This window comes from Bradyrhizobium sp. USDA 3311 (assembly GCF_054062495.1).
The window spans coordinates 1,962,693-1,985,354 of sequence record NZ_JBSSFI010000001.1; the positions used below are offsets into that span (position 1 = coordinate 1,962,693).

Here is a 22,662-nt window from a genome sequence, read left to right on the forward strand (position 1 = left end):
CTCAGGCGTCATCGCGAGAATCTCCTCCAAGCCCAAGAGCCCAGAATGAATGCAAACGACATCACGCGCATCGCGAACAGGAATCTGCCCAGCAAGTCAGCGGTAACAACATATCATATGCCGGGCGGCGGCGGGTTGCTGTGGGCGGTGGCGGTTTCACCTGATCGCACCCAGGACATTCGCATACAGACGCTGAGCGCCTTGGGCGTCATCGATACTTATCTGAAGGATGCGGGTCTGGACCGTACGCGCATCGTCAAGGCTGAGATCGTGGTGACCGACCACGACAACAAGCCAGCCTTCGACGAGGCCTGGGCGAGCTGGATGCCGGCGGGTTATGGGCCGGTGCGCTCGTTCGTGCAGTCGGTCATGCCCGATGGCGATATGATCGAGATCATCATCACTGCGGCTCTGCCGGCGGGCGCGCGCGACACGTCTCAGGCGTCAGGCTGAAGATCCCCGAAGCTTGTTCGCTTTGCCCCGTCTTGCCGGCGCTCATCGGCCATCGTCAGAGGACGACGTCCCGGTTGACGTTCTTGTACAGCAGATAAACCGAGTGGTTCAGGCCGGTGGGATAGAATTGCTGCGGACAGAACGATCCCATCCAGATGAAATCATCAACCCAGATTTCGTGCCAGCTATTGCCGAGATAATACAGGCCTTGCCCCTCCAGCATGAACAATCCGTGCTCCATGATGTGCGTTTCGACAGCCGGGAAGCAGACGCCGGGCTGGAAAAACATCAGGTTCATCTCAAAGTCGAACCGCAGGTCGCCCATTGGCAGCAGGTGCTTGAACCCGCGGCCCTGCAGCCCGGTATGGTTCGTCATCGGCATGGATTGTTGTTGACCGATGATCGCCGTCGGGGTGGCGATGCCCTCGGCCTTCTCATAGCGCTTCTTGACGGCGATGATGCGGGCAGGCGTGGTGGGATGACAGGACATCGTGAAGGATACGCCGGGCGGTACATAGACAAAGGCGCCGACAGCAAGCTCCACTGGCGGGTCGGAGCCGATGGTCACGTCCACGCCTCCTGCCACAACATAGAAGAAGTGCTGCAGGTCCACACAGATCGGCTGGGCCGTACCGCCCGCGGGCTCGATTTCCAGCATATATTGGGCAAAACCGGCGCCGAGCGAAGGCGCCGCCAGAAAGCGCACGGTTGTGGATTTCCACGCCGGAAGCCGGCTCTTCAACACGCCTTCCGGCGGCATGAACGCGAAGTTGCGACCGACAACGCCGCGATTGTGGCCGATCGCTCCGGGAGGAACGATGCCGGGTTGGCCGGGCAAGTCGGTGGGATGCATCTGAGGTCCTCGGGGAGTCTGGTTCAATCGAAAGGTTCTAGCGAAAGGCCGCGTCGGCGGGTTTCGGAAACATGCCGCGGACACTGGAGCCTGCTTCACGTTGCAGCCGGTTCCGGACAGTTATCATCACGGGATCCTTGCGACGAGAGCGCGAATGCAGAACATACCAGCCACTCCCTAGCATCAATGCGGAAAGGACAGTGGAGCAATGAGCCGGCCCAGGTCGAGCTCCGATGCGACGCTGACTTGAGGCTTGTTGGTTGGCTCAAGGAATAGGGCGCGTCCGCTGGATTTCCATCACCCTCCATTTCCCGTCCCCCGCGCGCTTCAGCGCGGGGTCGCTCACCCGCACGTGCTCCGCCAGAAAATCGATGAACGCGCGGACGCGCGCCGGGAGCGGCGCGGTGTGGCCGACATAGACAGCGTGGATGTCTTCGCGGTCGCCGGGATTGTAGTTCTGCAAGACCGGGACGAGGCGGCCTGATTCGATGTCGGGGCCGATGTGGAAGAGGGCGAGGCGGGCGAGGCCCACGCCGCCGAGCGCGAGGCGGCGGGCGGCTTCGCCGTCGCTGGCGCGGGCGGCCGGCGGCGGGACGGCTTCCTCGGTGCGGTCGCCGCGCTTGAATGGCCAGCCGCGGATCGAGCGCGGAAAGGTCCAGCCGATGCCGCGGTGATCGGCAAGATCCGCCGGAATCTTCGGCGTACCGAAGCGCGCGAGATAATTCGGCGCGCCGACCACAACCATGCGGCTGGTGCCGAGTTTTCGCGCGACGAGGCGTGAGGCCCGCAACGGTCCGACGCGGATCGCGACGTCAGCGCGCTCCTGCATCAGGTCGATCAGTGTGTCGGTCAGCACCAGATCGAGCGTGACGTCGGGATGCTGTTCCAGGAAGCGCGGGATCAGCGGCATCACATGCAGCATGCCGAAGGGGATGTTGCTGTTGACGGTGAGGCGGCCGCGCGGTGCCGCGCCTGAAGCTGCCTCGCGCTCGGCCTCCTCCATCTCGGCGAGAATGCGCACGGCGCGCTGGTAGAAGGCCTGGCCTTCCTCCGTCAGCGTGAGCTTGCGCGTGGTGCGGTTGATCAGCCGCGAGCCGAGCCGTACCTCCAGCCGCGAGATCAGCTTGCTGACGCCCGACGGCGTCAGGCGCAGTTTTCGCGCGGCCTGGGTGAACCCGCCCAGGTCGACGACGCGGACGAAAACCTCCATCTCGGCGGAGCGGTTGGTGTCGAAACGGGCCATGTTGAATTCACGTCACAAATGATTGGATTGCGGACATCCTAATGCTTTTGCTGCAGCGCGGCTATCTGCGTGGCTCGTGCCATCCATTGGAGTCCCGCATGCCTCCCGCCGTCCTTGCGCTCACCGCCGGTGCCTTCGGCATCGGCACCACCGAATTCATCATCATGGGCCTGCTGCTCCAGGTCGCCGCCGACATGCATGTCTCCGTGCCGATCGCGGGCCTCCTCATCTCCGGCTATGCGCTGGGTGTGTTCGTCGGCGCGCCGGTTCTGACGCTGGCGACGCGGCGGATGCCGCGCAAAACCGTATTGCTGGCGCTGATGGCGATCTTCACGCTCGGCAATGCCGCCTGCGCGCTGGCGCCGAACTACGAATTGCTGATGGCGGCGCGGGTGCTGACCTCGCTGGCCCACGGTACGTTCTTCGGCGTGGGCTCGGTCGTGGCCACCGGCCTCGTCGCCGAGGACAAGCGCGCCTCGGCGATCGCGACCATGTTCATCGGCCTCACGGTCGCAACCCTGCTAGGGGTGCCCTTCGGCGCCTGGTTCGGCCTGATGCTCGGCTGGCGCGCGGCGTTCTGGGCGGTGACGGTGATCGGCGTGATTGCCTTCGCCGTGGTCGCCGCGTTCGTGCCCGGCCATGTCGGCAATGGCGACAAGCCGATCTCGCTGGCTGAAGAGCTCGCGGTGCTCGGCCGTCCGCAGGTGCTGCTCGGCCTCGCCATGACCGTGTTCGGCTTTGCCGGCCTGTTCGTCGTCTTCACCTATATCCAGCCTATCCTGACGCGCTTCACCGGTTTTTCGGAGGAAGCGGTGTCGCCGATCCTGCTGGTGTTCGGCGCGGGTCTTGCGATCGGCAACGTCGCGGGCGGCAAGCTCGCCGACCGCGGCCTGGCGCGGGCCCTGATCGGCACTCTCGCCGCGCTCGCCATCGTGCTGCTCGGCCTTGCCGCGGTGCTGTCGGTCAAGATCCCCGCTGTCGCGTTGATCCTGCTGCTCGGCATCGCCGCCTTCGCAACCGTCGCGCCGCTCCAGCTTCGCGTGCTGGAAGCCGCCGGCCCGAGCGGCCGCACGCTCGCCTCCAGCCTCAACATCGCTGCGTTCAATCTCGGCAACGCGCTGGGGGCCTGGGCCGGCGGTGTCACCATCGATCGCGGGCTCGACCTCTCCGCGTTGCCGCTGGTGGCGGCCGGAATCACCGCGATCGGCCTCGTGCTGGCGTTGTGGAGCCTCCGGCTCGACCGTACCGCGGTCGCCGTCGCAGCGTGCCCGGCGGAATAGGAGCGCGATCATGGAATACCGCAATCTCGGCGCTTCCGGACTGAAGGTTCCCGTCCTCAGCTTCGGCACCGGCACTTTCGGCGGCCAAGGCCCGTTATTCTCTGCCTGGGGCCGCAGCGGCACGGAGGAAGCGCGCAGGCTGGTCGACATCTGCCTCGATGCCGGCGTCAATTTGTTCGACAGTGCCGACGTCTATTCGAACGGTGCCTCCGAGGAGATTCTCGGCGCTGCGATCAAGGGCCGCCGCGACAAGGTGCTGATCTCGACCAAGATGAGCCTGCCGATGGGCGATGGCCCGCTCGATGCCGGCTCATCGCGGCAGCGGTTGCTGACTGCGGTCGACGCAGCGCTGCAACGGCTCGGCACCGACACCATCGACCTCCTTCAGCTTCACGCGTTCGACGCGTTCACACCGATCGAGGAGGTGCTGTCCACCCTCGATACGCTCGTGCGTGCCGGCAAGCTGCGCTATGTCGGCGTTTCCAATTTCGCGGGCTGGCAGCTGATGAAGTCGCTCGCCATCGCGGACCGGCACGGCTGGCCGCGCTATGTCGCGCACCAGGTCTATTACTCGCTGCTCGGCCGCGACTATGAGTGGGAGCTGATGCCGCTCGCGCGCGATCAGGGCGTCGGCGCGCTGGTCTGGAGCCCGCTCGGTTGGGGGCGGCTGACCGGAAAGATCCGGCGCGGCCAACCGCTGCCGCAACAGAGCCGCCTGCACGCCACCGCGCAATTCGGTCCGCCCGTGGACGAGCAGCGGCTTTACGCGATCGTCGACGTGCTGGATGCGATTGCCGCCGAGACCGGCCGCACCGTGCCGCAGGTCGCGATCGCCTGGTTGCTGTCGCGCCCCACCGTCTCTTCCGTGATCATCGGTTCCCGTGACGAGGCGCAGCTGCGCGACAATCTCGGTGCGGTCGGCTGGTCGCTGGGCGCGGATCAGATCAAGCGTCTCGACGAGGCGAGCGCTGTGATGCCGCCCTATCCCTATTACCCCTATCGCATCCAGGAGGGTTTTGCGCGGCTCAATCCACCGCTGGTGTGACGGATAGCTAATAGAAGGCGGCGATCGCTGCGCCTAGCCCCTGCGGAAGGTTGGGTTCGCTCTTCAGCGTGTCGATGAAGACGGGATCGTCGGCCACCGTGAGGCCATCCAGCTTGATCGGATGCAGCGGCTCGGCGGCTGCTGCGACAGCTGCCAAATCCGGACCGGTCCGGATGCCGTTATATGCCAGCCGCGGGCGCAATTGGACATTGTTGCCGAACTGCTCGTCCAGCGCGAGACGCCATCCGGTTCGTGACACCGTTCCGCTCGCGATCGCGGCCGACATTGCGATGCTGTGCGGCTGCAACGTGCCGAGATTGCCGAGCGCGGCACTCAATCGGGTCGTTGCTTCCGCCAGCGTGATCTTCTCGATCCCCGGATCCTGGTCGGGCGAGGTGAAATCGATCACCCGCGCACTCCTGCCGACTTTGAGGGCCTCGCCGCTTCCGCCTGCCTGCTGCATGGCCTTCTTGGTCCCATAGCGCGCTCGCCCGCCGATCGTGACCAGGACGATATCCTGCTCGCGCGATTTGATCAGGTGGGCGTAAGGATCGCCGGTGACACCCTTCACGACGAGGAGATCGGCGAACTTGCCCTTGGCGATGGTTCCCAGCTTTGAGTCCCACTTCAGGATCGCGGCCGGATTGCGCGTTGCCATCGCGACGATATCGTAATCGCTGAAGCCGAGATTGAAATGCGCGGATACGACCTTCGCCGCCTTCAGCTCGCCCAGCAGGTTCTTGCTGCCGGACGGCGACCAATCCGAGCCCAGCGCGATGGTGAGGCCTGCGGCGCGCGCTGCGGCGACATCGGTCGTCTTGCCATAGAGCAGCAGGTTGCTCAGGGGCGACCAGACGACCTTGGCCTGGTGCTGGGCCATCGTTCCGAAGTCGGTCGCATCGAGCGCCGTGCAATGAATGCCGGCCAGCGACGGCTCGATCGCCCAATCTCCCGCGGAATTGCGCAGCGCCAGGAAGTGGCTATGCGCCTTGGGATCGATGCCCTCGCTTAAGTGGAGCAGGAAACACGCCGACGATTTCAGCTCGTTGTCGAACTTCGCCCAATCCTCGGCATCGATGTCGGGAATCTTGGAGTGTGCCCGCGGAAGATCGGGCGGGCTCCCGATCTCGGCGGCGCGCAGCGCGCCCTTGTAATATTTGTGGATCGTGCCGCTCCAGTTCGACAGCGTGATCCCCTGGCTCGTCGTCGTTCCCGCGACCAGGCATTTGGCTTCGACATAGCGAACCAGGGCCGGCAGCAGCGAGCCGTCGTCGGCAAGGGCGATCGCGCTCATCGGACCGGTCACGGACGTCTTGTACGATTTGGCATTCTGCCACTGGTCGCGATTGCCAAAGAGCTGCGGCACGCGCCAGAGCGGCAGGACGTTGTAGCTGAGGTGATTATGCAGCTCGATCAGGCCGGGATAGATGGTGCCGCCGGTGGTCACCGCGGCGACGGCCTCGAAGCCCACCGGGGCCGGCTGTCCCTTGGGCAGGATCGCGGCGATCCGATTGTCCTCGATGAAGATCGTCCCGTTCTTGATGACGTCGCCCTCAGTGGCCATCGTCACGATCCGGCCGGTCAGCGCCCATCGCTTCGGGTTTGCGGCCGGGCTCATGGAATCACCCCATCGGGAATGGTGATCATGATGGTGCGCCGCTTGGCCGCCGCGTCAACGCCCTGGCGCACGGCCCACGGCGTATCTCCACGCATCCAGGCCGGCAGTCCCGCCGGAAGATCTTTTGCGATGATATCGACAAGCTCGGACGGCTTGAAGGCGTCGCCGTATGGCACGAGTGTCGTCGGCACGTCGGGATGCTTGACCTCAGGCGCCAGCGCCGCGAGGGCGGCATTCCATTTGGCCAGCATGATCTTGGTATTCGCCGCCTGCGTCGCGGAATCATGCGCGGAGCTTTCCGGCCAGGTCGGGTGCGTGATGTGCTGATACGCGAGGGTCTTGTAGGCCGCGCCGTCGGAGCTCTTGAGCCAGGCTTTCCAGGCCTCGTCCGCGAGGCCGCCGAGCGAGACGACAGCCTCGATGTTGCCGGGGCCCAGCACGGCCTTGAACCATTTGTTGCGATAGTCGACGATGCCCGGCTCGTTCTTGTGCTTTGAGCCGCTGCTCTGGCCGTAAACGCTGTACAGGAAGGTGTTCACCATCACATAGCTCTGCACGATGCCGAGCTTGGCCAGAAAGCCCTGGGTCCGGCGGCCCGCGGTGCCGACCAGGATTCGGCGCACGATGGTCTCGTGCTGGGCGGGATCCTGGCCGACGATGAGCACACGCGCCGATCCGTCCAGCCGGCCGCGGTGAAAGATGGGCCCCCATTCGATGCGGAAGTCGTGGGGATCGTAGGCTTCAGGACCAGGGTAGCTGGTGCACAGATCGCGAAAGGGTTGCTCGCCGTATCCGGCGTCGAATTCTGTGAGCATGGAAAATGCTCCAATCTGCCGATGTCAAAATAGCTGCGTCAAAAAACCTGGTCGTTATGCCGCAATCTCAGCGGTAGCTTGTTCAACCATTCAACCAATATATGGGTCAAGACAGCGGGCGCAAAGGTTCATGGGCGTCCCTGGCTCCGGGGCCGTGACAGAGCGTCGCGACAACGCGCCATGCAGAAACGCGCCTGTACACGGTCGCGTGATCTCCATAACCTCCGCGGCGCAATTTCAGGAGATGCGGCGTGGCGAAGAAGACGGCGAGCAAGAAGAAAAGTGTTTCAAGGAAAGTAACGAAGACCTCGAGCAAGAAAGCCACCGCCCGCAAGGGTGCCGTCGCGAAAGATGCGAAGAAATCAGTCAAGAAGGCCGCCCCGCGCAAATCGGCCACGGCGCGCCGTCCCAGGGGGCCGGTCTGGCAATGGTCTGCTGTCGATACCGCGGCCGCGATCCGCAGCGGCGCAATCTCCGCGGTCGAGACTGTCGAGGCGCATCTGGATCGGATGCGCGCGGTCAATCCCAGGCTGAATGCGGTCGTTGTCGATCTCAGCAAGGAAGCGCTGAAGGCTGCGCATGCGGCCGACAAGCAGCGCGCCAAAGGCGGGGAGCTCGGCCTCCTGCACGGCGTGCCCATCACCATCAAGGAAAACGTCGATTACGAAGGCCGGCCGAACTTCAACGGCGTGCCCGCCAACAAGGATTACATCGCGCCGTCGGATGCGCCTGTTGTCCGTAACCTGAAGAAGGCCGGCGCGATCGTCATCGGTCTCACCAACACGCCGGAATTCTCCTTCCGCGGCTTCACCGACAATCCCCTGCATGGGCTGACGCTGAACCCCTGGGACCCTGATATCACCTGCGGCGGCTCCTCGGGTGGCGCGGGGTCGGCGGTTGCCGCCGGTATCGGCACGATCGCCCATGGCAACGACATCGGCGGCTCGCTGCGCTGGCCGGCGCATTGCAACGGCGTTGCCACCATCAAGCCGACGCAGGGCCGCATCCCCGCCTTCAACGGAAGCGCAACGGCCGAGCGGCCGATGCTGGCGCATCTGATGTCGGCGCAGGGGCCGCTCGCCCGCCACGTCGCCGACGTTCGCCTTGCGCTGGAGGTGATGAGCCAGCGCGATCCGCGCGATCCCTGGTGGGTGCCGGCGCCGCTTGTGGGGCCGAAGCCGAAGGGACCGATCAAGGTCGCGCTGGCGAAGATCCCCGACGACATGGACGTCGATCCGGCGGTCGCCGCGGCGCTGCGCCGGGCCGCCGATCACCTCGAGCGTTCCGGCTATCGCGTCAGCGAGGTCGAGGTGCCCGACATCAACGGCGTCTGGCAGACCTGGTGCGACATCATCACCAACGAGACGATGGTGATGCAGGAGGCCGCGATGCTGAAGGTCACGTCCGAGGATTTCCACAAGGCGTGGAACGGCATGAAGGCCAAGGCCAATGTGCTCGATCTCAAGGCCTGGATGCAGGCGACGGCCGCGCGCAACGGCCACATCCGCGCCTGGCAGCTGTTCTTCGAGGACTATCCGGTCGTGCTGGCGCCGACCACGGTCAGTCCGACGCCGGGCCCGCGCGACGACACCATCAGCGCCGAGCGCGTGCAGGAGGTGTTCTGGGGCGGGATACGCTTCATCTCCGCGATCAACGTGCTGGGCCTGCCCGGCGCGGTGGTGCCGGTGGCCTTGCACGAGGGCAAGCCGATCGGCGTGCAGCTCATCACCGGGCGCTACCGCGAGGATCTCGCGCTCGATGCCGCGGCGGCGATCGAGAAGCGTGCCGGCGTGCTCGCCCATCGCCTATGGGAGACGATGGACTGAGCGCTCGCGAGTTGCCGCCGCGTTGACAGTGCCGCCCTCGCTCCCTGTGGGAGAGGGTGGCACTGGCGGCCTTCGGCCGCCGTCCCTTGAGAACGCCGATGCTTTGCATCCGCGATGGGAAGCGAGTCGCGCCTAGGCGTACGAATTCGTTAATCCAATTTGATTCGAATTTTAGCCAATTCACCAATAACCGTTAGGGTTACTTCCTCGATCTCTAGGCGAATTATTGCTCGCTTTACCACCCGCCTCTAACACGAGGACGGCGGACAACGCACGTGCCTCATACAGGCCAATAAGTGCGGCCCGCTCCACGCGGAGGTGGCACGATGCGCAACGAGACGATCGCTATTCACGCCGGCTATGAGCCCGAAGCCACCACGCATGCGGTTGCCGTGCCGATCTACCAGACCGCGGCCTACGCCTTCGACAGCGCCGATCACGGCGCGGCGCTCTTCAATCTCGAGGCCGAGGGTTTCCGTTACAGCCGCATCGCCAATCCGACCAGCGCGGTGCTGGAGAAGCGTATCAGCCAGCTCGAAGGCGGCGTCGGCGCGCTTGCGGTCGCGACCGGCCAGGCGGCGCTGCATTTCGCCTTCGTCAACGTCGCCGATCACGGCGGCAACATCGTGTCCGTGCCGCAGCTCTACGGCACCACGCACACGCTGCTCTCGCACATTCTGCCGCGCCAGGGCATCACGGGCCGCTTCGCCGAGAGCGACAAGCCGGATGCGATCGAGAAGCTGATCGACGAGAACACCCGTGCGGTGTTCGCCGAGACCATCGGCAATCCTGCCGGCAATGTCTGCGACATCGAGGCATTGGCGAAGATCGCGCATGCCCATGGCGTGCCGCTGATCGTCGACAACACGGTCGCAACCCCGATCCTGCTCAAGCCGTTCGACTACGGCGCCGACATCGCCGTGCATTCGCTGACCAAGTTCCTGGGTGGCCACGGCACCACGCTGGGCGGCGCCATCGTCGATTCCGGAAATTTTCCGTGGGCGAAATACGCCGACCGCTTCCCCGCCTACAACAAGCCGGACGCGTCCTATCACGGCCTTGTCTATGCCGAGCGCTTCGGCAAGACCGCCTATATCGAGCGCGCGCGCAGCGTCTATCAGCGCACCATGGGCTCGGTGCTCTCGCCGTTCAACGCCTTCCTGCTGCTCCAGGGCATCGAGACCGTGGCGCTGCGCATGGAGCGCCACGTCGAGAACGCGCGCAAGGTCGCCGAATTCCTGCGTACTGACCCGCGCGTCGCCTGGGTCAATTACACGGGTTTCCCGGACAGCCCCTACTATCCGCTGGTCCAGAAATATCTCGACGGCAATGCCTCCTCGCTGTTCACCTTCGGCATCAAGGGCGGCATGGAAGCCGGCAAGACCTTCTACGATGCGCTGAAGCTGATCACGCGCCTCGTCAATATCGGCGACGCGAAGTCGCTGGCCTGCCATCCGGCTTCGACCACGCACCGGCAGATGTCGGCGGAGCAGCAGCGCCTCGCCGGCGTTCTGCCGGAGACGATCCGCCTGTCCATCGGCATCGAGCATGCTGCCGATATCATCGAGGACATCGATCAGGCGTTGGAAAAAGCCTGTCCGTCGTCGCGTCTCCAGGCCGCGGAGTAGGCGACGGCCCCGATGACGATCCTGATCGACAGGGATCACGGTATGTCGAGCCCGGCGCTGGTGCCGGCTGAGGGCGATCTGGCGCGCGATCATGCCGGCGCCGAGCTCACCATCGGGCTGATCAACAACATGCCTGATCCGGCGCTGAAGGCGACTGAGCGGCAGTTCATGAAGCTGCTCCAGGCCGCCGCCGGCCCGCGCCGCATCCACTTCCACTGCTTCTCGCTGCCCTCGGTCAAGCGCTCGCCCGAAGCGAAATGGCACGTCGAGAGCGAATATTCCGATCTCGCGGATCTCAAGCGTCAGCGATTCGACGGGCTGATCGTGACCGGCGCCGAGCCGGTCGCGCCCGAGCTCGACCAGGAGCCGTACTGGCGCGACCTCACCGATCTGGTCGACTGGGCGAGGACCAACACGCGCTCGACGATCTGGTCATGCCTCGCCGCGCACGCCGCGGTGCTGCACCTCGACGGCATCGCGCGGCGACGGCTACCGGCCAAGTGTCACGGCATCTTCGACTGCGAGGCCGTTACGGGTGATCCGCTGACGCATGCCCTGCCTGCGCCGCTCAAGGTTTCGCATTCGCGCCTGAACGAGATCGTCGAGAGCGACCTCGAGCAGGCCGGTTATCAGGTCTTGACCCGCTCGGCACTGGCTGGTGTCGACGTCTTCGTCCGCCAATATGCCAGCCGCTTCGTGTTCTTCCAGGGCCACCCCGAATATGACGCATTGTCGCTCCAGCGCGAATATCTGCGCGACGTCGGCCGCTACCTCGTGCGCGAGCGTGACAATTATCCGCACCTGCCGGTGAGCTATTTTGACGCAGCGACGGAAGAGAAGCTTGTGCGCTTCGAGAAGCAGGCGAGGCACCAGCGCCATCCAGCGCTCAGCAACGAGCTTCCCGCGCTGAATTTGCGCGCCGATATCGCCGCCGGCAGCGCGGCGGCGGCGCTATTCCGTAACTGGCTGCAATATCTCGGCGCGGACGCCGATGCGTCGGTCCTTGCGCGCTAGGTCGGGACGCTTCACGTTAGGACTAACGAAGTGTGAAGCTTGCTTCCGGCAGCGTACGAATGCTTCACTGAAGGGGGCGGGGCAAACAGGAAATGCGGTCGTGTGGTCGGCACTCCAGGGACGCGTGAGCAATCGGCTGGCCCGGCATTTCCGTGCCGCGCCGCACCGGCTGCCCGCGCACGCGCCGATGGTGAGCTTCACCTTCGACGATGCCCCCGATAGTGCCGCCGGCGAGGGTGCTTCGCTTCTCGAAGCGCATGGTGGCCGCGGCACCTACTACATCGCTGGCAGCCTGATTGGCCGGCCGTCGGATCATTGGCATGGGCTGTCGAACGACGCGATCGTGCGGCTTCACCATGCCGGCCACGAGATCGCCTGCCATACCTTTTCGCATCAGAGCGCGGTCAATCTCGGCGAGGCCGCCATGACCCGCGAGATCGAACGAAACCGCAGCCATCTCCGCGAAATCGATTCCTCGATCGCGCTGGAGAATTTCGCCTATCCGTACGGCCTCGCCTCGGTCTGGCGCAAGCCGCAGCTCGCGAGAACCTTCCGCTCGGCGCGCGGCATTCTGCCCGGCGTCAATCGCGATGTCATCGACCTCCAGTTCCTGCGCGCCTCGCCGTTGGTCGATTGCGAGATCGATAGGGCGGGCGTCGATCGCTATTTCGACGAGGCGGTCGCAAGCGGCGGATGGCTCATCTTCTACGGCCATGACGTCGTGAACGCGCCGAGCCCCTATGGCTGCACGCCGCACCTGATGCGCCATGCGCTGGAGGCGGCCGGCAAGCGCGACATGCCGATCGTAACCGTCGCGGAGGCGCTGCGACGAATCGGGGCGTAGCTCTCTTACCTCGCCCCGCTTGCGGGGAGAGGTCGGATCGCTCTTGCGATCCGGGTGAGGGGTACAGGTCCCGCAACAGTCTCATCCGTGGAAAGAGGCCCCTCACCCCAACTCTCTCCCCGTAAGAGCGGGGAGAGGGAGAAGAAGCAGCGGCGCAAGCGTCAAATCGTCTTGCCACGCCCGCGCAGCCATGCGACTGGCCTTGTGACGAATCCCACGGCCTCCGACACACCCATGAACGTCCCTTCCACTGCTCCGCTGCCCGCGCCGGCCAACGGCCGCGACGCGCTGTCGGTGCTGCATTCGGTGTTCGGCCTGCCGGGGTTCCGCGGCGCGCAGGGCGAGATCATCCGGCATGTCACCGATGGCGGCAATTGCCTCGTGTTGATGCCGACCGGCGGCGGCAAGTCGCTGTGCTACCAGCTGCCGTCGTTGCTGCGCGAAGGCTGCGGCATCGTGGTCTCGCCCTTGATTGCGCTGATGCGCGACCAGGTTGCCGGCCTGCTCGAGGCCGGGGTCAACGCCGCCGCGCTGAACTCGTCGCTGACGCCGCAGGAGGCCTCCGACATCGAGCGCCGCCTGATCGCGGGCGATCTCGACCTGCTCTATGTCGCGCCGGAACGACTGGTGACGCCGCGCTGCCTGTCGATGCTGGCGCAGGCCAAGGTGGCGCTGTTCGCGATCGACGAGGCGCACTGCGTCTCGCAATGGGGCCACGACTTCCGCCCCGAATATGTCGGCCTCTCCATCATCGCCGAGCGCTTTCCCGAGGTGCCGCGCATCGCGCTGACCGCGACCGCCGACGAATTGACGCGGAAGGAGATCGTTGAACGGCTCAAGCTTGGGGGCAGTCCGCAATTCGTCTCGAGCTTCGACCGCCCCAATATCCGTTACGAGATCGTCGACAAGCGCAATGCGGTGTCGCAGCTCAAGGAGTTCATCCGGGAGCGCCATGCGGGTGACGCCGGCGTGGTCTACTGCCTGTCGCGCAACCGGGTCGAGGAGGTCGCCGCCGCGCTCGATGATGCCGGCATCGCCGCGCTGCCCTATCACGCCGGGCTCGACAGTAGCGTGCGCTCGCGCAACCAGGACCGCTTCCTCAACGAGGACGGCATCGTCATCGTGGCGACCATCGCCTTCGGCATGGGCATCGACAAGCCCGACGTGCGCTTCGTCGCGCATCTCGATCTGCCCAAGAGCATCGAGGCCTATTACCAGGAGACGGGACGCGCCGGCCGCGATGGCAAGCCGTCCGCGGCATGGATGGCCTACGGCCTCTCCGACATCGTGCAGCAACGCCGCATGATCGACGAGTCCAGCGGTTCCGACGATTTCAAGCGCGTGTCGATCGGCAAGCTCGACGCGCTGGTCGGGCTCGCCGAGACCGCGCAGTGCCGGCGCAGGCGGCTGCTCGCCTATTTCGGCGAGATCGTGCACGGTGAAACCTGCGGTAATTGCGACAACTGCCTGACGCCGCCGAAGATGCGCGACGGCAAGGTGCTGGCGCAAAAGCTCTTGTCCTGCGTCTATCGTACCGGCCAGCGTTTCGGCGCGATGCACCTGATCGACGTGCTGATCGGTCGCCTGACCGAGAAGGTCACGCAGTTCGGCCACGACAAGCTGTCGGTATTCGGCATCGGGCGCGAGCTCAACGAAAAGCAGTGGCGCACGGTGCTGCGGCAGCTCGTGGCGATGGGCCATTTGCAGAGCGACAGCGAAGCTTATGGCGCACTGAAGCTGACGGAGGCCGCGCGCGGCGTGCTACGCGGCGAGACCGAGGTATGGCTGCGCGAGGAGGCGCCCGGCACCCGCGTCCGTTCCAGCCGCGCGAAATCCCGCCGCGGCGATCTCGCGCCTGCCGCAGGCGCCCCGCAAGGCGATGTCGATCCTGAATTGCGTGCCCGGCTGCGCTCCTGGCGCTCGGATGTCGCGCGCGAACGTGGCGTGCCGGCCTATGTCGTACTGCACGACGCCACCATTGACGGCATCGTGCGGGCCTGGCCGACCACGCTGGACGAGCTCCGCAACGTGCCCGGCATCGGCGACAAGAAGCTCGAGCATTATGGCGACGAGCTGCTGCAGATCGTGCGGACGCGGTAGGGGTGAGCTACTATCTCCACCGTCATCCCGGACAAGCGCGCCCAAAGCGCGCGCAGATCCGGGATCCATAACCACAGGCCGTGGGAAACGGCACGCCGACAGCCTCAGTGTGTTTCAACAATTGGCAGTCGGGGTAATGGGTCCTGGCTTTCGCCAGGACGAGACCAGTGAGGAGGCGCGCGCCGTCTTACGGCACCGACGCACTAGCCGTTCCGGAACGCGTAGCCGTAGCCGTTGAGCGCCGGGGCACCGCCGAGATGCGCGTAGAGGACCTTCGCGCCCTTCTCGAAATAGCCTTTCTGCGTGAGGTCGATCAGGCCCTGCATCGACTTGCCCTCGTAGACGGGGTCGGTGATCATGGCTTCGAGACGCGCGGTGAGGCGGATCGCCTCCTTGGTCTCTTCCGACGGCACGCCATAGGCGGGATAGGCGTAGTCCTCGATCAGCACGACGTCGTCTGCGACGATGTCCTTGCCGAGCTCGACGAGCTTGGCCGTGTTCTGGGCGATCGAGAGCACCTGTGCCTTGGTCTGCGCCGGGGTGAACGAGCCGTCGATGCCGATCACCTTTCGCGCGCGGCCGTCGGCGGCGAAGCCGACCAGCATGCCGGCATGGGTCGAGCCGGTGACGGTGCAGACCACGATGTAGTCGAATTTGAAGCCGAGCTCGGCTTCCTGCTTACGCACTTCCTCGGCGAAGCCGACATAGCCGAGCCCGCCATATTTGTGCACGGAGGCGCCGGCGGGAATCGCGTAAGGCTTGCCGCCCGCGGCCTTCACTTCCTCGATCGCCTGCTCCCAGCTCTTGCGGATGCCGATGTCGAAGCCGTCGTCGACCAGGCGCACGTCGGCGCCCATGATGCGCGAGAGCATGATGTTGCCGACGCGGTCATAGACGGCGTCCTCGTGCGGCACCCAGGCTTCCTGCACCAGGCGGCACTTCATGCCGATCTTGGCGGCGACGGCGGCGATCATGCGGGTGTGGTTGGACTGCACGCCGCCGATCGAGACCAGCGTGTCGGCGTTCGAGGCGATCGCATCCGGGATGATGTATTCGAGCTTGCGCAGCTTGTTGCCGCCATAGGCGAGACCGGAATTGCAGTCCTCGCGCTTGGCATAGATCTCGACATTGCCGCCGAGATGCTTCGACAGCCGCTCCAGCTTCTCGATGGGCGTCGGGCCGAAGGTCAGCGGATAGCGCGCGAATTTTTCCAGCATGGTCAGGTCATCCCGATTGGTGTTGAGCTGGCCGCAGCGACTAGCATATGTGGTATGGAATGTGCTCTCGAATGCTGCACCGATGCTGCATGATATCTTGCGAAGATTTGCGATTTGGCTAAGGTTTCTTTCAGAAAATCATCCAGGATCGGAAGCTTCTTCCATGCCACTTCGGCTCGATCGAACCGACCTTAAGATATTGAGATTGCTTCAAAATAACGGTCGGCTCAGCAATGCCGAGCTGGCCGAAACCGTTGCGATCAGCCCCGCCACCTGCCATCGCCGCACCCAGCGCCTGTTCGAGGACGGCTTCATCGCCACTGTGCGCGCCATGATCGCGCCGAAGAAGGTGGCGAAGGGGACGCTGGTCATGGTCGGCGTCGTGCTGGACCGCTCGACGCCGGAAAGCTTTGCCATCTTCGAGCAGGCGATCGCAAAACTGAAATTCGTGCTCGACTGCCACCTCGTCGCCGGCGACTTCGACTATTTCCTCAAGATCCGCGTCGGCGACATGGAGGATTTCAACCGCATCCATGGCGAACAGCTCATCGCGCTGCCGGGGGTGCGCCAGACCCGCACCTTCTTCGTGATGAAAGAGGTCGTCGACAACGCGCCGCTGGAGTTTTGAGCGGCTTCACGATGCCTGTTCGACGACGCCGTCCGGGACCTGCTCCCGCTCGGCGTCCTCCGGCCGCATCGCGATCACCGCGATCAGCCCGAGGCCGACGCCGATCATGACATAGAAGATCGGCGCCAGCGGGGAGCCGGTGAGCGCGATCAGCCAGGTCACGAAGAACTGGGCAAAGCCGCCGAACACCAGCACCGCGACATTGTTGACGATCGCAAGCGCGGTCGAGCGGACGCGGATTGGGAACAGCTCGACCAGCGTGGTGCAGTAGACGCCGAGGAAGAAGGCGCTGAAGAAGCCGATGACGATTTGGGCGACCAGGAGCCTTGCGATCGACGGCTCGGAGATCACCCAGGCATAGAGCGGGTAGAGCGAGACGAAATAGCCGATCAGCGAGACCAGCAACAGCGGCCGGCGCGGATAGCGGTCGGAGACGGCGCCCGCGATCGGCGCGACGATCACCATCACGATTGCCGCGATCATCTGCACCAGGAAGCTCTGCATCAGCGGCAGCTTCAGCACCTCCTTGGCGTAGGTCACGGTGTAGCCGAAGGTGACGTAGAACGACACGGCGCTCGCCACCACCATGCCCATGCCGATCAGGAAATTGCGGCCGGGATTCTTCAGCGCGGCGATGAAGTTGTCCTTGTGCACCGTCGCCATGCTGCGCCGGGAAGCTTCGGGCTCGATGACGCTGGCGCGCATATAGAGCAGGATCGGAACGATCACGAGGCCGACGAAGAAGGGAATGCGCCACGCGCCGGCGGCAAGCTGCTCCTGCGTGAACGCCAGCGTCAGGGCGGCGCCCAGCACTGCGCCGAGCACGTTGGCCATGAGCTGGCCGGCGATCTGCCACGAGCCATAGAAGCCGGTGCGGCCCGGAGGCGCCGCTTCGATCAGATAGGCGGTCGAGGTGCCGAACTCGCCGCCGACCGAAAAGCCCTGCAGCAGCCGCGCCAGCAGCACGATCAGCGGCGCCGCAATGCCGGCCGTGGCGTAGGTCGGCGTCAACGCCAACAGCGCGACCGACACAGCCATGATGCCCATGCCGAGCGTCATCGCCGCCTTCCGCCCCTTGCGATCGCCGAAATAGCCGAGCACGAGGCCGCCGATCGGCCGCATGAAGAAGCCGGTGCCGAACAGCGCGGTGGTCAGCAGCAGTGCGTTGATCTCACTGCCCGAAATTTTCGGGTCGACCGGGAAGAACAGGTTCTTGATGACCGGTGTCATCAGGGCGAACACCGTGAAGTCGTACCACTCCAGGGCATTGCCGGCGATCGCGGCTGCGATGGCTTTCCTGTTCGTCTGCATCTCTCGCTTGCCTGTCCGGTTGCGCCTATTCGGCGGGTTGATGGGTGACGTCGGCATCCTGCCATTCGTCGCCGGCGAGTTCCGGCGTGGCGAAGGCCTTGAGGTTGGCGAAATGAATCTCGCGATCCTCGACGAACAGGCGACGGACGATGCCGCGCGCGAGCCGGTCGGCGCCTTCGCTGATCGCGGGGATATCGCCGGAGAGCTTTCCGTGGCTCAGCGTCGCCGGATAGTTGAAGCAATGCAGCCGCGCCAACATGGGGCAGGCGCCGGGCTCTTTCTCCAGGAACTGGAAGCTGTCGCCGAGGTCTGGCGAGTTCTCCAGCTCGGCATTGTCCATGCCGTCAGGTGCCGGGAAGCGGTCGCACCAGAACCGGATATGCGGCGCGAACTCGGCAAGCTCGTCGCGCAACGCGAGGTCGACCTTGAAGCCCGTGCCGAAGATGATGAAATCGGTCGCGTAGCGGCCCTTCGGCGTCGTTACCGTGAGATGGTCTCCCGCGACGGCGAGATCATCGATCGGGCTTGCGAGATGGAAATGCGCCTGCGGATAGGCGGAGACCCGCAGTACGCTTTGACGCGGCGGCGGCGTCTGCGCCTTCAGCGTGTGATCGAGGAAACGCCATTTCCAGTCATCCGACAGGCCGGCAAAGCCGTGGACGACGCCCTGGCTGCCGATGCCGGTGAACTTGTTGACGCGCGGGATGTCCGCGCGCCGAATGAAGAGGTCGAGCCGCGCTGCGCCCGCCTCCAGCGCCATCGCTGCGTTGTCCATCGCGGATGCGCCCGCGCCGACGACGGCAACACGCCTGCCGCGAAGTCTCTCGAAGTCGATAGGGGCGGACGAATGCGCCCAGAAACGTCGGTCGATGCCGTCGCAGAGCGACGGCACGTAAGCACCGCCGAGGCCGTCGCGGCCCGTCGCCAGCACGACATGGCGCGCGAGAATCTGTCGCGACGTGCCGCCCTCGCTGATGTCGAGCGCAAACAACTCATCGGTGCGCGCGTGGATTCGCTCGACCGAAACCCCGTTGCGGACCGGCAGGTCCAGCACCTTGCGGTACCAGATCAGGTAATCCATCCACATCGTGCGCGGCGCGCGGTCGAGCGCCTGCCACGCCTGCCTGCCATATTGCGCCTCGTAGAAGGCGCGGAAGGTCAGCGCCGGCATGCCCATCGCAGGTCCGGTCAATTCCTTGGGCGAGCGTAGCGTCCGCATCCGGGCGAACGTGACCCAGGGGCCTTCCTCGCCGGCGCGGGCACGGTCGAGCACGAGCTGGTTGTCGACGCCGAGACGCCTGAGCATGGCGGAGGCGACGAGGCCGGCCATGCCGGCGCCGACGATGACGACGTCGACGACGCTCTTGCCGTCAACGACGCGGCGCGGCACCCACGATTTGGCCGGCAGTTCGAGCCAGGCCAGATCCTGCTTCAGGCGCGCTTCAAGCGCCGCGAGGCCCGCCGCGTCAGGTGTCATCGTCGTCATGAGGGAGCTTTCTCGAATTCACTGGTTTCGTCGCCGGCCTCGGCCAGCGCGGCGGCGCCGCTATGCAGTCTTGCGCCGGGCATCAGCGCGACCGCGGCGCGCAGTGCGTCGTTGAGCGCGGCAACCGTCGGCGTCAGCTCGCGCCCGGTCGGCGCAATCGCGGCGAACAGGAAGGGAATGGACACGTCCAGGGGCCGGGTGACGACGCCCTCCACCGGCAGGCTGGAGGTCAGCACCGGCTCGACCACGGCGATGCCGAGCGACTGCTTGGCCATGGCGATCGCCGTCAGCGAAGCGTTGGTGTCGATGACCTCAGCGGGCACGACACCCTCACGCTCCAGCGCCTCCTCCACGCGGCGGCGAAGCCGGTAGGGGTTGGCCATCGTCAGCAGCCGGACGCCAGCAAGATCCTTGAGGCGAATGACCTTCTTCTTTGCCAGCGGATGATCCATCGCGAGGCACGCGACGCACGGCACCTCGCAGACCCACTGCATGTCGAGCCCGGGATGCTGGATCGGCAGGCTCGCAAGGCCGAAATCGACCGACTGCGACAGCACCGATTGCACGACGTTCTCGGCCGAGAGCGCCTGCACGTGGACCTGGCTTGGCAGCAACTCGCGTTCGAGCGCTGCGAGCGCGGCAGGGACGAAGCCGGCCGCCAGCGCCGGGATTGCCGCCAGGCTGAGCACGGGAAGCGCCCCCGCGCCGATCGCGTTGGCGCGCTGGCGGATGTGCTTCAAGCCCATCAGCAGCCGCTCGACCTCGGCATGAAACAGCACGCCCTTTGGCGTCGGGCTGATGCGCGGGCCGTTCCGGGTGAACAGGAGATAGCCGACGTCAGCTTCGAGATCCTGGATCTGACGCGTCACGACCGGCTGCGATCGGCCGAGCAGCCGCGCCGCGCCGGTGATGCTGCCGGCCGACATCACGGCGGCGAAGGCCTCGAGAAGGCGGATATCGATAACGTCGTGGTTCATGGCCATGTCCGCATTATGTGAATATAGAATGAACAATATTTCTTGATGTGCAAGAGGTATTATGAGAGCATGAGGTTATGCCGATGGAGCCAACCCCCTTTCGCCACCACAATCCGGCCGGGCCGGTCTACCGGCGCGGCTGGGTCGACGAGGCTGTAGCTGCGATCGAGGCCGACCAATGCCGCACGGCCGACACGCACCTGATCCGGCTGATCGTGCCGGCGCTATCAGGCATCGACATCTATCTGAAGGACGAGTCCACGCATCCGACCGGCAGCCTGAAGCATCGGCTGGCGCGCTCGCTGTTTCTCTACGCGCTCTGCAATGGCCACATCCGCGAAGGCACGCCCGTGGTCGAGGCCTCGTCGGGATCGACCGCGGTGTCGGAAGCCTATTTCGCGCAGATGATCGGCGTGCCCTTCTACGCCGTGATGCCGCGCACGACCTCGGCGGAGAAGATCGCTGCGATCGAGCATTATGGCGGCAATTGCCATCTGATCGACGACGGCCGCGCGCTGTATGCCGAGGCCGCCGCGCTCGCCACCCGCCTGAACGGCCACTACATGGACCAGTTCACCTTCGCCGAGCGCGCCACCGACTGGCGCGGTAACAACAATATCGCCGAATCGATCTTCACGCAATTGCAGGGCGAGCCGCGCCCGCTGCCGGACTGGATCGTGATGGGCGCCGGCACCGGCGGCACCTCGGCCACCATCGGACGCTACTTGCGCTACCGCCAATATCCGACGCGGCTGTGCGTCGCCGATGTTGAGCATTCCGCCTTCTTCGATTGCTTCCGCACGCAGGACCGCTCCCACGTTTGCGAACGGCCCTCGCTGATCGAGGGCGTCGGCCGGCCGCGCTGCGAACCGTCCTTCGTGCCTGGCGTTGTCGACCGCATGATGAAAATCCCGGACGTCGCAACGATTGCGGCGATGAATGTACTGTCGCGCCGGCTGCGCCGATCCGTCGGCGGTTCCACCGGCACCAACTTCCTGGCGCTGTGCCGCATTGCCTCGGAGATGCGTAGCGCTGGCCAAGCCGGATCGCTGGTCACGCTGATCTGCGATTCCGGCGAACGCTATCGGCAGACCTACTATGACCCCGCATGGCTGAAAGCACGCGGCCTCGATCCAGCGCCGTTCGAGACTGCCCTGTCGTCGTTCCTGGATACGGCGCAGCCGCTGGCGCTCGCCGTCGAGGATGTTGTCAATCCACAGAGCCCGCGGAGTGTTGCTTGACCACGCTGATCGAAACCATTGCCGGCGTGCGCGCGGCGTCACGGCTCGGCCAGGCTCTGAACGCCCGCGCCGAGATTTTGCGCCTCAGCGAAGCCGCCCATGACGCGGTGCTGCTGCCGCACGAGCCCGGCGGCCTGAGCCACGGCTTGCGGGCGGCGCTCGCGGCGCGGATGTGCCGGCACGTCGGCGACGAGGCGCTGACCGCGCATTACGACTCCTATCTGGCGCATGCGAGCGATCTCGACCTGGCCGCTCTGGCACGGCCCGGCGGCCTGTGTGGCGATTCCCTGCACGACGCCATGGCCCGCCATGCCGACCTGCTGACGCTGTCGCCGCGCGAGGCGACGCGACAGGACATTGCGGCGCTGAAGACGGCCGGCGTCAGCGAGGCCGATATCGTGCGGCTGTCCGAGCTTGCCGCCTTCGTGAACTACCAGCTGCGGGTCCTGGCCGGCCTCAGGCTCCTGAAAGAGGTCGAAGCCCGATGAGCGAGGTCGTCCACAACTTCACCGCCACGATCCCGACCTGGTCGCCCTATGTCACGCCTGTCGAGCTCGCCTCGGCGACGTCAGAGCAGCTCGCGGCGATGAAGGTCACGCCCTCCAACAAGGGCGTCTCGCCTTACGTGCTGACGCTGGCGCATGACCCGGAATCGCTCGCGGTGCGCTCGCCGCTGTTCAACCTCATCATGTACGGCAAGGACGGCTTGTCCCCGGCCGAGCGTGAGCTCGGCGCGCTGAGTGCCTCGGTCGTCAACCGCTGCATCTATTGCGCCGCCGTGCACGCCTCACGCTTCATCAGCTACTCCGGGCGCAACGACGTCGTCGAGGAAATCTTTGCCGACGAGCGCGATGCCACGCTGGAGGCGCGCCAGCAGGCACTGTTCAATTTCGCTACAAAGCTCTCGATGACGCCGATCGAAGCTACCGCAGATGACGCGCGTGCACTCGGCGAGGCCGGGCTGAGCGAGCTCGAGCAGCTCGACCTGGTACTGTCGGCCGCGATCTTCGGCTGGGCCAACCGGCTGATGCATACGCTGGGCGAGCCGCTGGCGCGCCCGGAGGCGCCGTAACCGGCGTCTCC

The 22,662-nt window shown here is 65.3% G+C and carries 20 protein-coding genes; 12 read left to right on the forward strand and 8 right to left on the reverse strand.

The window, feature by feature from the left end; all coding sequences use genetic code 11:
- The first annotated feature begins 45 nt into the window (after positions 1-45).
- Positions 46-453 (forward strand): RidA family protein, encoded by a 408-nt coding sequence (locus ACVWW6_RS09230; protein WP_304549390.1) that lies wholly within the window; start codon positions 46-48, stop codon positions 451-453.
- 55 nt (positions 454-508) lie between these two features.
- Here the strand turns inward: ACVWW6_RS09230 and allE are convergent, their stop codons facing one another.
- Positions 509-1,306, reverse strand: coding sequence for a (S)-ureidoglycine aminohydrolase (gene allE / locus ACVWW6_RS09235; protein ID WP_028175260.1), 798 nt, complete (start codon positions 1,304-1,306; stop codon positions 509-511).
- A gap of 265 nt (positions 1,307-1,571) precedes the next feature.
- Positions 1,572-2,549, reverse strand: a complete 978-nt coding sequence (locus ACVWW6_RS09240) for a LysR family transcriptional regulator (protein WP_011083084.1) — start codon at positions 2,547-2,549, stop codon at positions 1,572-1,574.
- A 98-nt stretch (positions 2,550-2,647) separates the two neighbouring features.
- Here ACVWW6_RS09240 and ACVWW6_RS09245 point away from each other — a divergent pair, with 98 nt between their 5' ends.
- Entirely contained in the window at positions 2,648-3,829 is a 1,182-nt protein-coding gene (locus tag ACVWW6_RS09245; RefSeq protein ID WP_028175258.1) for an MFS transporter, read from the forward strand.
- 10 nt (positions 3,830-3,839) lie between these two features.
- Entirely contained in the window at positions 3,840-4,874 is a 1,035-nt protein-coding gene (locus tag ACVWW6_RS09250) for an aldo/keto reductase (protein WP_060909825.1), read from the forward strand.
- Positions 4,875-4,881: 7 nt separating this feature from the next.
- On the opposite strand, the gene ACVWW6_RS09255 is transcribed toward ACVWW6_RS09250, so the two are convergent.
- Complete coding sequence (locus ACVWW6_RS09255; RefSeq protein WP_456680578.1) at positions 4,882-6,492, reverse strand: amidohydrolase family protein; 1,611 nt, start codon at positions 6,490-6,492, stop codon at positions 4,882-4,884.
- The gene (locus ACVWW6_RS09260; RefSeq protein WP_456680579.1) at positions 6,489-7,307 is read right to left on the reverse strand and encodes a uracil-DNA glycosylase; all 819 of its coding nucleotides are present in this window, start codon (positions 7,305-7,307) and stop codon (positions 6,489-6,491) included. The genes ACVWW6_RS09255 and ACVWW6_RS09260 overlap by 4 nt, the downstream gene beginning before the upstream one ends.
- 251 nt (positions 7,308-7,558) lie before the next feature.
- Here ACVWW6_RS09260 and ACVWW6_RS09265 point away from each other — a divergent pair, with 251 nt between their 5' ends.
- From ACVWW6_RS09265 to recQ, 5 genes are all read left to right on the forward strand, one after another.
- Positions 7,559-9,133, forward strand: a complete 1,575-nt coding sequence (locus tag ACVWW6_RS09265) for an amidase family protein (RefSeq protein ID WP_456680580.1) — start codon at positions 7,559-7,561, stop codon at positions 9,131-9,133.
- 326 nt (positions 9,134-9,459) lie between these two features.
- Positions 9,460-10,761 (forward strand): O-acetylhomoserine aminocarboxypropyltransferase/cysteine synthase family protein, encoded by a 1,302-nt coding sequence (locus ACVWW6_RS09270; RefSeq protein ID WP_011083077.1) that lies wholly within the window; start codon positions 9,460-9,462, stop codon positions 10,759-10,761.
- Positions 10,762-10,773: 12 nt separating this feature from the next.
- Positions 10,774-11,775 carry a homoserine O-succinyltransferase MetA gene (metA, locus tag ACVWW6_RS09275; RefSeq protein ID WP_456680581.1) on the forward strand — a complete coding sequence of 334 codons (1,002 nt, stop codon included), beginning with the start codon at positions 10,774-10,776 and terminating at the stop codon, positions 11,773-11,775.
- A gap of 100 nt (positions 11,776-11,875) precedes the next feature.
- Complete coding sequence (locus ACVWW6_RS09280) at positions 11,876-12,619, forward strand: polysaccharide deacetylase family protein (RefSeq protein WP_038966663.1); 744 nt, start codon at positions 11,876-11,878, stop codon at positions 12,617-12,619.
- Positions 12,620-12,853: 234 nt separating this feature from the next.
- Positions 12,854-14,719 (forward strand): DNA helicase RecQ, encoded by a 1,866-nt coding sequence (gene recQ, locus ACVWW6_RS09285; protein WP_404525241.1) that lies wholly within the window; start codon positions 12,854-12,856, stop codon positions 14,717-14,719.
- Between the two features lie 203 nt (positions 14,720-14,922).
- Here recQ and ACVWW6_RS09290 read toward each other — a convergent pair whose 3' ends face one another.
- Complete coding sequence (locus tag ACVWW6_RS09290; protein WP_011083073.1) at positions 14,923-15,936, reverse strand: 1-aminocyclopropane-1-carboxylate deaminase; 1,014 nt, start codon at positions 15,934-15,936, stop codon at positions 14,923-14,925.
- A gap of 163 nt (positions 15,937-16,099) precedes the next feature.
- On the opposite strand from ACVWW6_RS09290, the gene ACVWW6_RS09295 reads away from it, so the two are divergent.
- Positions 16,100-16,564: an Lrp/AsnC family transcriptional regulator gene (locus ACVWW6_RS09295; protein ID WP_456680582.1), complete on the forward strand. Its 465-nt coding sequence runs from the start codon at positions 16,100-16,102 to the stop codon at positions 16,562-16,564.
- A 6-nt stretch (positions 16,565-16,570) separates the two neighbouring features.
- Here the strand turns inward: ACVWW6_RS09295 and ACVWW6_RS09300 are convergent, their stop codons facing one another.
- Genes ACVWW6_RS09300 through ACVWW6_RS09310 form a run of 3 tightly spaced genes read right to left on the reverse strand, consistent with a single transcriptional unit; the run spans position 16,571 to position 20,338 of the window.
- A complete protein-coding gene (locus ACVWW6_RS09300) occupies positions 16,571-17,875 on the reverse strand; it encodes a citrate-proton symporter (protein WP_456680583.1) in 1,305 nt (434 codons plus the stop codon).
- Positions 17,876-17,900: 25 nt separating this feature from the next.
- Positions 17,901-19,361, reverse strand: coding sequence for an NAD(P)-binding domain-containing protein (locus ACVWW6_RS09305; protein WP_011083070.1), 1,461 nt, complete (start codon positions 19,359-19,361; stop codon positions 17,901-17,903).
- On the reverse strand, positions 19,358-20,338 hold the full coding sequence (locus tag ACVWW6_RS09310; protein ID WP_456680584.1) for a LysR family transcriptional regulator: 981 nt from the start codon (positions 20,336-20,338) through the stop codon (positions 19,358-19,360). The genes ACVWW6_RS09305 and ACVWW6_RS09310 overlap by 4 nt, the downstream gene beginning before the upstream one ends.
- An 83-nt stretch (positions 20,339-20,421) precedes the next feature.
- Here ACVWW6_RS09310 and ACVWW6_RS09315 point away from each other — a divergent pair, with 83 nt between their 5' ends.
- The 3 genes from ACVWW6_RS09315 to ACVWW6_RS09325 are packed head-to-tail and all read left to right on the forward strand — an operon-like array spanning position 20,422 to position 22,651.
- The gene (locus ACVWW6_RS09315; RefSeq protein ID WP_039186708.1) at positions 20,422-21,579 is read left to right on the forward strand and encodes a PLP-dependent cysteine synthase family protein; all 1,158 of its coding nucleotides are present in this window, start codon (positions 20,422-20,424) and stop codon (positions 21,577-21,579) included.
- On the forward strand, positions 21,576-22,067 hold the full coding sequence (locus tag ACVWW6_RS09320) for a CMD domain-containing protein (protein WP_161532611.1): 492 nt from the start codon (positions 21,576-21,578) through the stop codon (positions 22,065-22,067). Before ACVWW6_RS09315 ends, ACVWW6_RS09320 begins: the two co-directional genes overlap by 4 nt.
- The gene (locus tag ACVWW6_RS09325) at positions 22,064-22,651 is read left to right on the forward strand and encodes a peroxidase-related enzyme (protein WP_456680585.1); all 588 of its coding nucleotides are present in this window, start codon (positions 22,064-22,066) and stop codon (positions 22,649-22,651) included. The genes ACVWW6_RS09320 and ACVWW6_RS09325 overlap by 4 nt, the downstream gene beginning before the upstream one ends.
- Positions 22,652-22,662 lie beyond the last annotated feature (11 nt).

Bases quoted from the DNA above. Each gene is read 5' to 3' on its own strand.
- ACVWW6_RS09230 (WP_304549390.1), top strand. From the start codon at position 46: ATGAATGCAAACGACATCACGCGCATCGCGAACAGGAATCTGCCCAGC.
- allE (WP_028175260.1), bottom strand. From the start codon at position 1,306: ATGCATCCCACCGACTTGCCCGGCCAACCCGGCATCGTTCCTCCCGGA.
- ACVWW6_RS09240 (WP_011083084.1), bottom strand. From the start codon at position 2,549: ATGGCCCGTTTCGACACCAACCGCTCCGCCGAGATGGAGGTTTTCGTC.
- ACVWW6_RS09245 (WP_028175258.1), top strand. From the start codon at position 2,648: ATGCCTCCCGCCGTCCTTGCGCTCACCGCCGGTGCCTTCGGCATCGGC.
- ACVWW6_RS09250 (WP_060909825.1), top strand. From the start codon at position 3,840: ATGGAATACCGCAATCTCGGCGCTTCCGGACTGAAGGTTCCCGTCCTC.
- ACVWW6_RS09255 (WP_456680578.1), bottom strand. From the start codon at position 6,492: ATGAGCCCGGCCGCAAACCCGAAGCGATGGGCGCTGACCGGCCGGATC.
- ACVWW6_RS09260 (WP_456680579.1), bottom strand. From the start codon at position 7,307: ATGCTCACAGAATTCGACGCCGGATACGGCGAGCAACCCTTTCGCGAT.
- ACVWW6_RS09270 (WP_011083077.1), top strand. From the start codon at position 9,460: ATGCGCAACGAGACGATCGCTATTCACGCCGGCTATGAGCCCGAAGCC.
- metA (WP_456680581.1), top strand. From the start codon at position 10,774: ATGACGATCCTGATCGACAGGGATCACGGTATGTCGAGCCCGGCGCTG.
- recQ (WP_404525241.1), top strand. From the start codon at position 12,854: ATGAACGTCCCTTCCACTGCTCCGCTGCCCGCGCCGGCCAACGGCCGC.
- ACVWW6_RS09290 (WP_011083073.1), bottom strand. From the start codon at position 15,936: ATGCTGGAAAAATTCGCGCGCTATCCGCTGACCTTCGGCCCGACGCCC.
- ACVWW6_RS09295 (WP_456680582.1), top strand. From the start codon at position 16,100: ATGCCACTTCGGCTCGATCGAACCGACCTTAAGATATTGAGATTGCTT.
- ACVWW6_RS09300 (WP_456680583.1), bottom strand. From the start codon at position 17,875: ATGCAGACGAACAGGAAAGCCATCGCAGCCGCGATCGCCGGCAATGCC.
- ACVWW6_RS09305 (WP_011083070.1), bottom strand. From the start codon at position 19,361: ATGACGACGATGACACCTGACGCGGCGGGCCTCGCGGCGCTTGAAGCG.
- ACVWW6_RS09310 (WP_456680584.1), bottom strand. From the start codon at position 20,338: ATGAACCACGACGTTATCGATATCCGCCTTCTCGAGGCCTTCGCCGCC.
- ACVWW6_RS09315 (WP_039186708.1), top strand. From the start codon at position 20,422: ATGGAGCCAACCCCCTTTCGCCACCACAATCCGGCCGGGCCGGTCTAC.
- ACVWW6_RS09325 (WP_456680585.1), top strand. From the start codon at position 22,064: ATGAGCGAGGTCGTCCACAACTTCACCGCCACGATCCCGACCTGGTCG.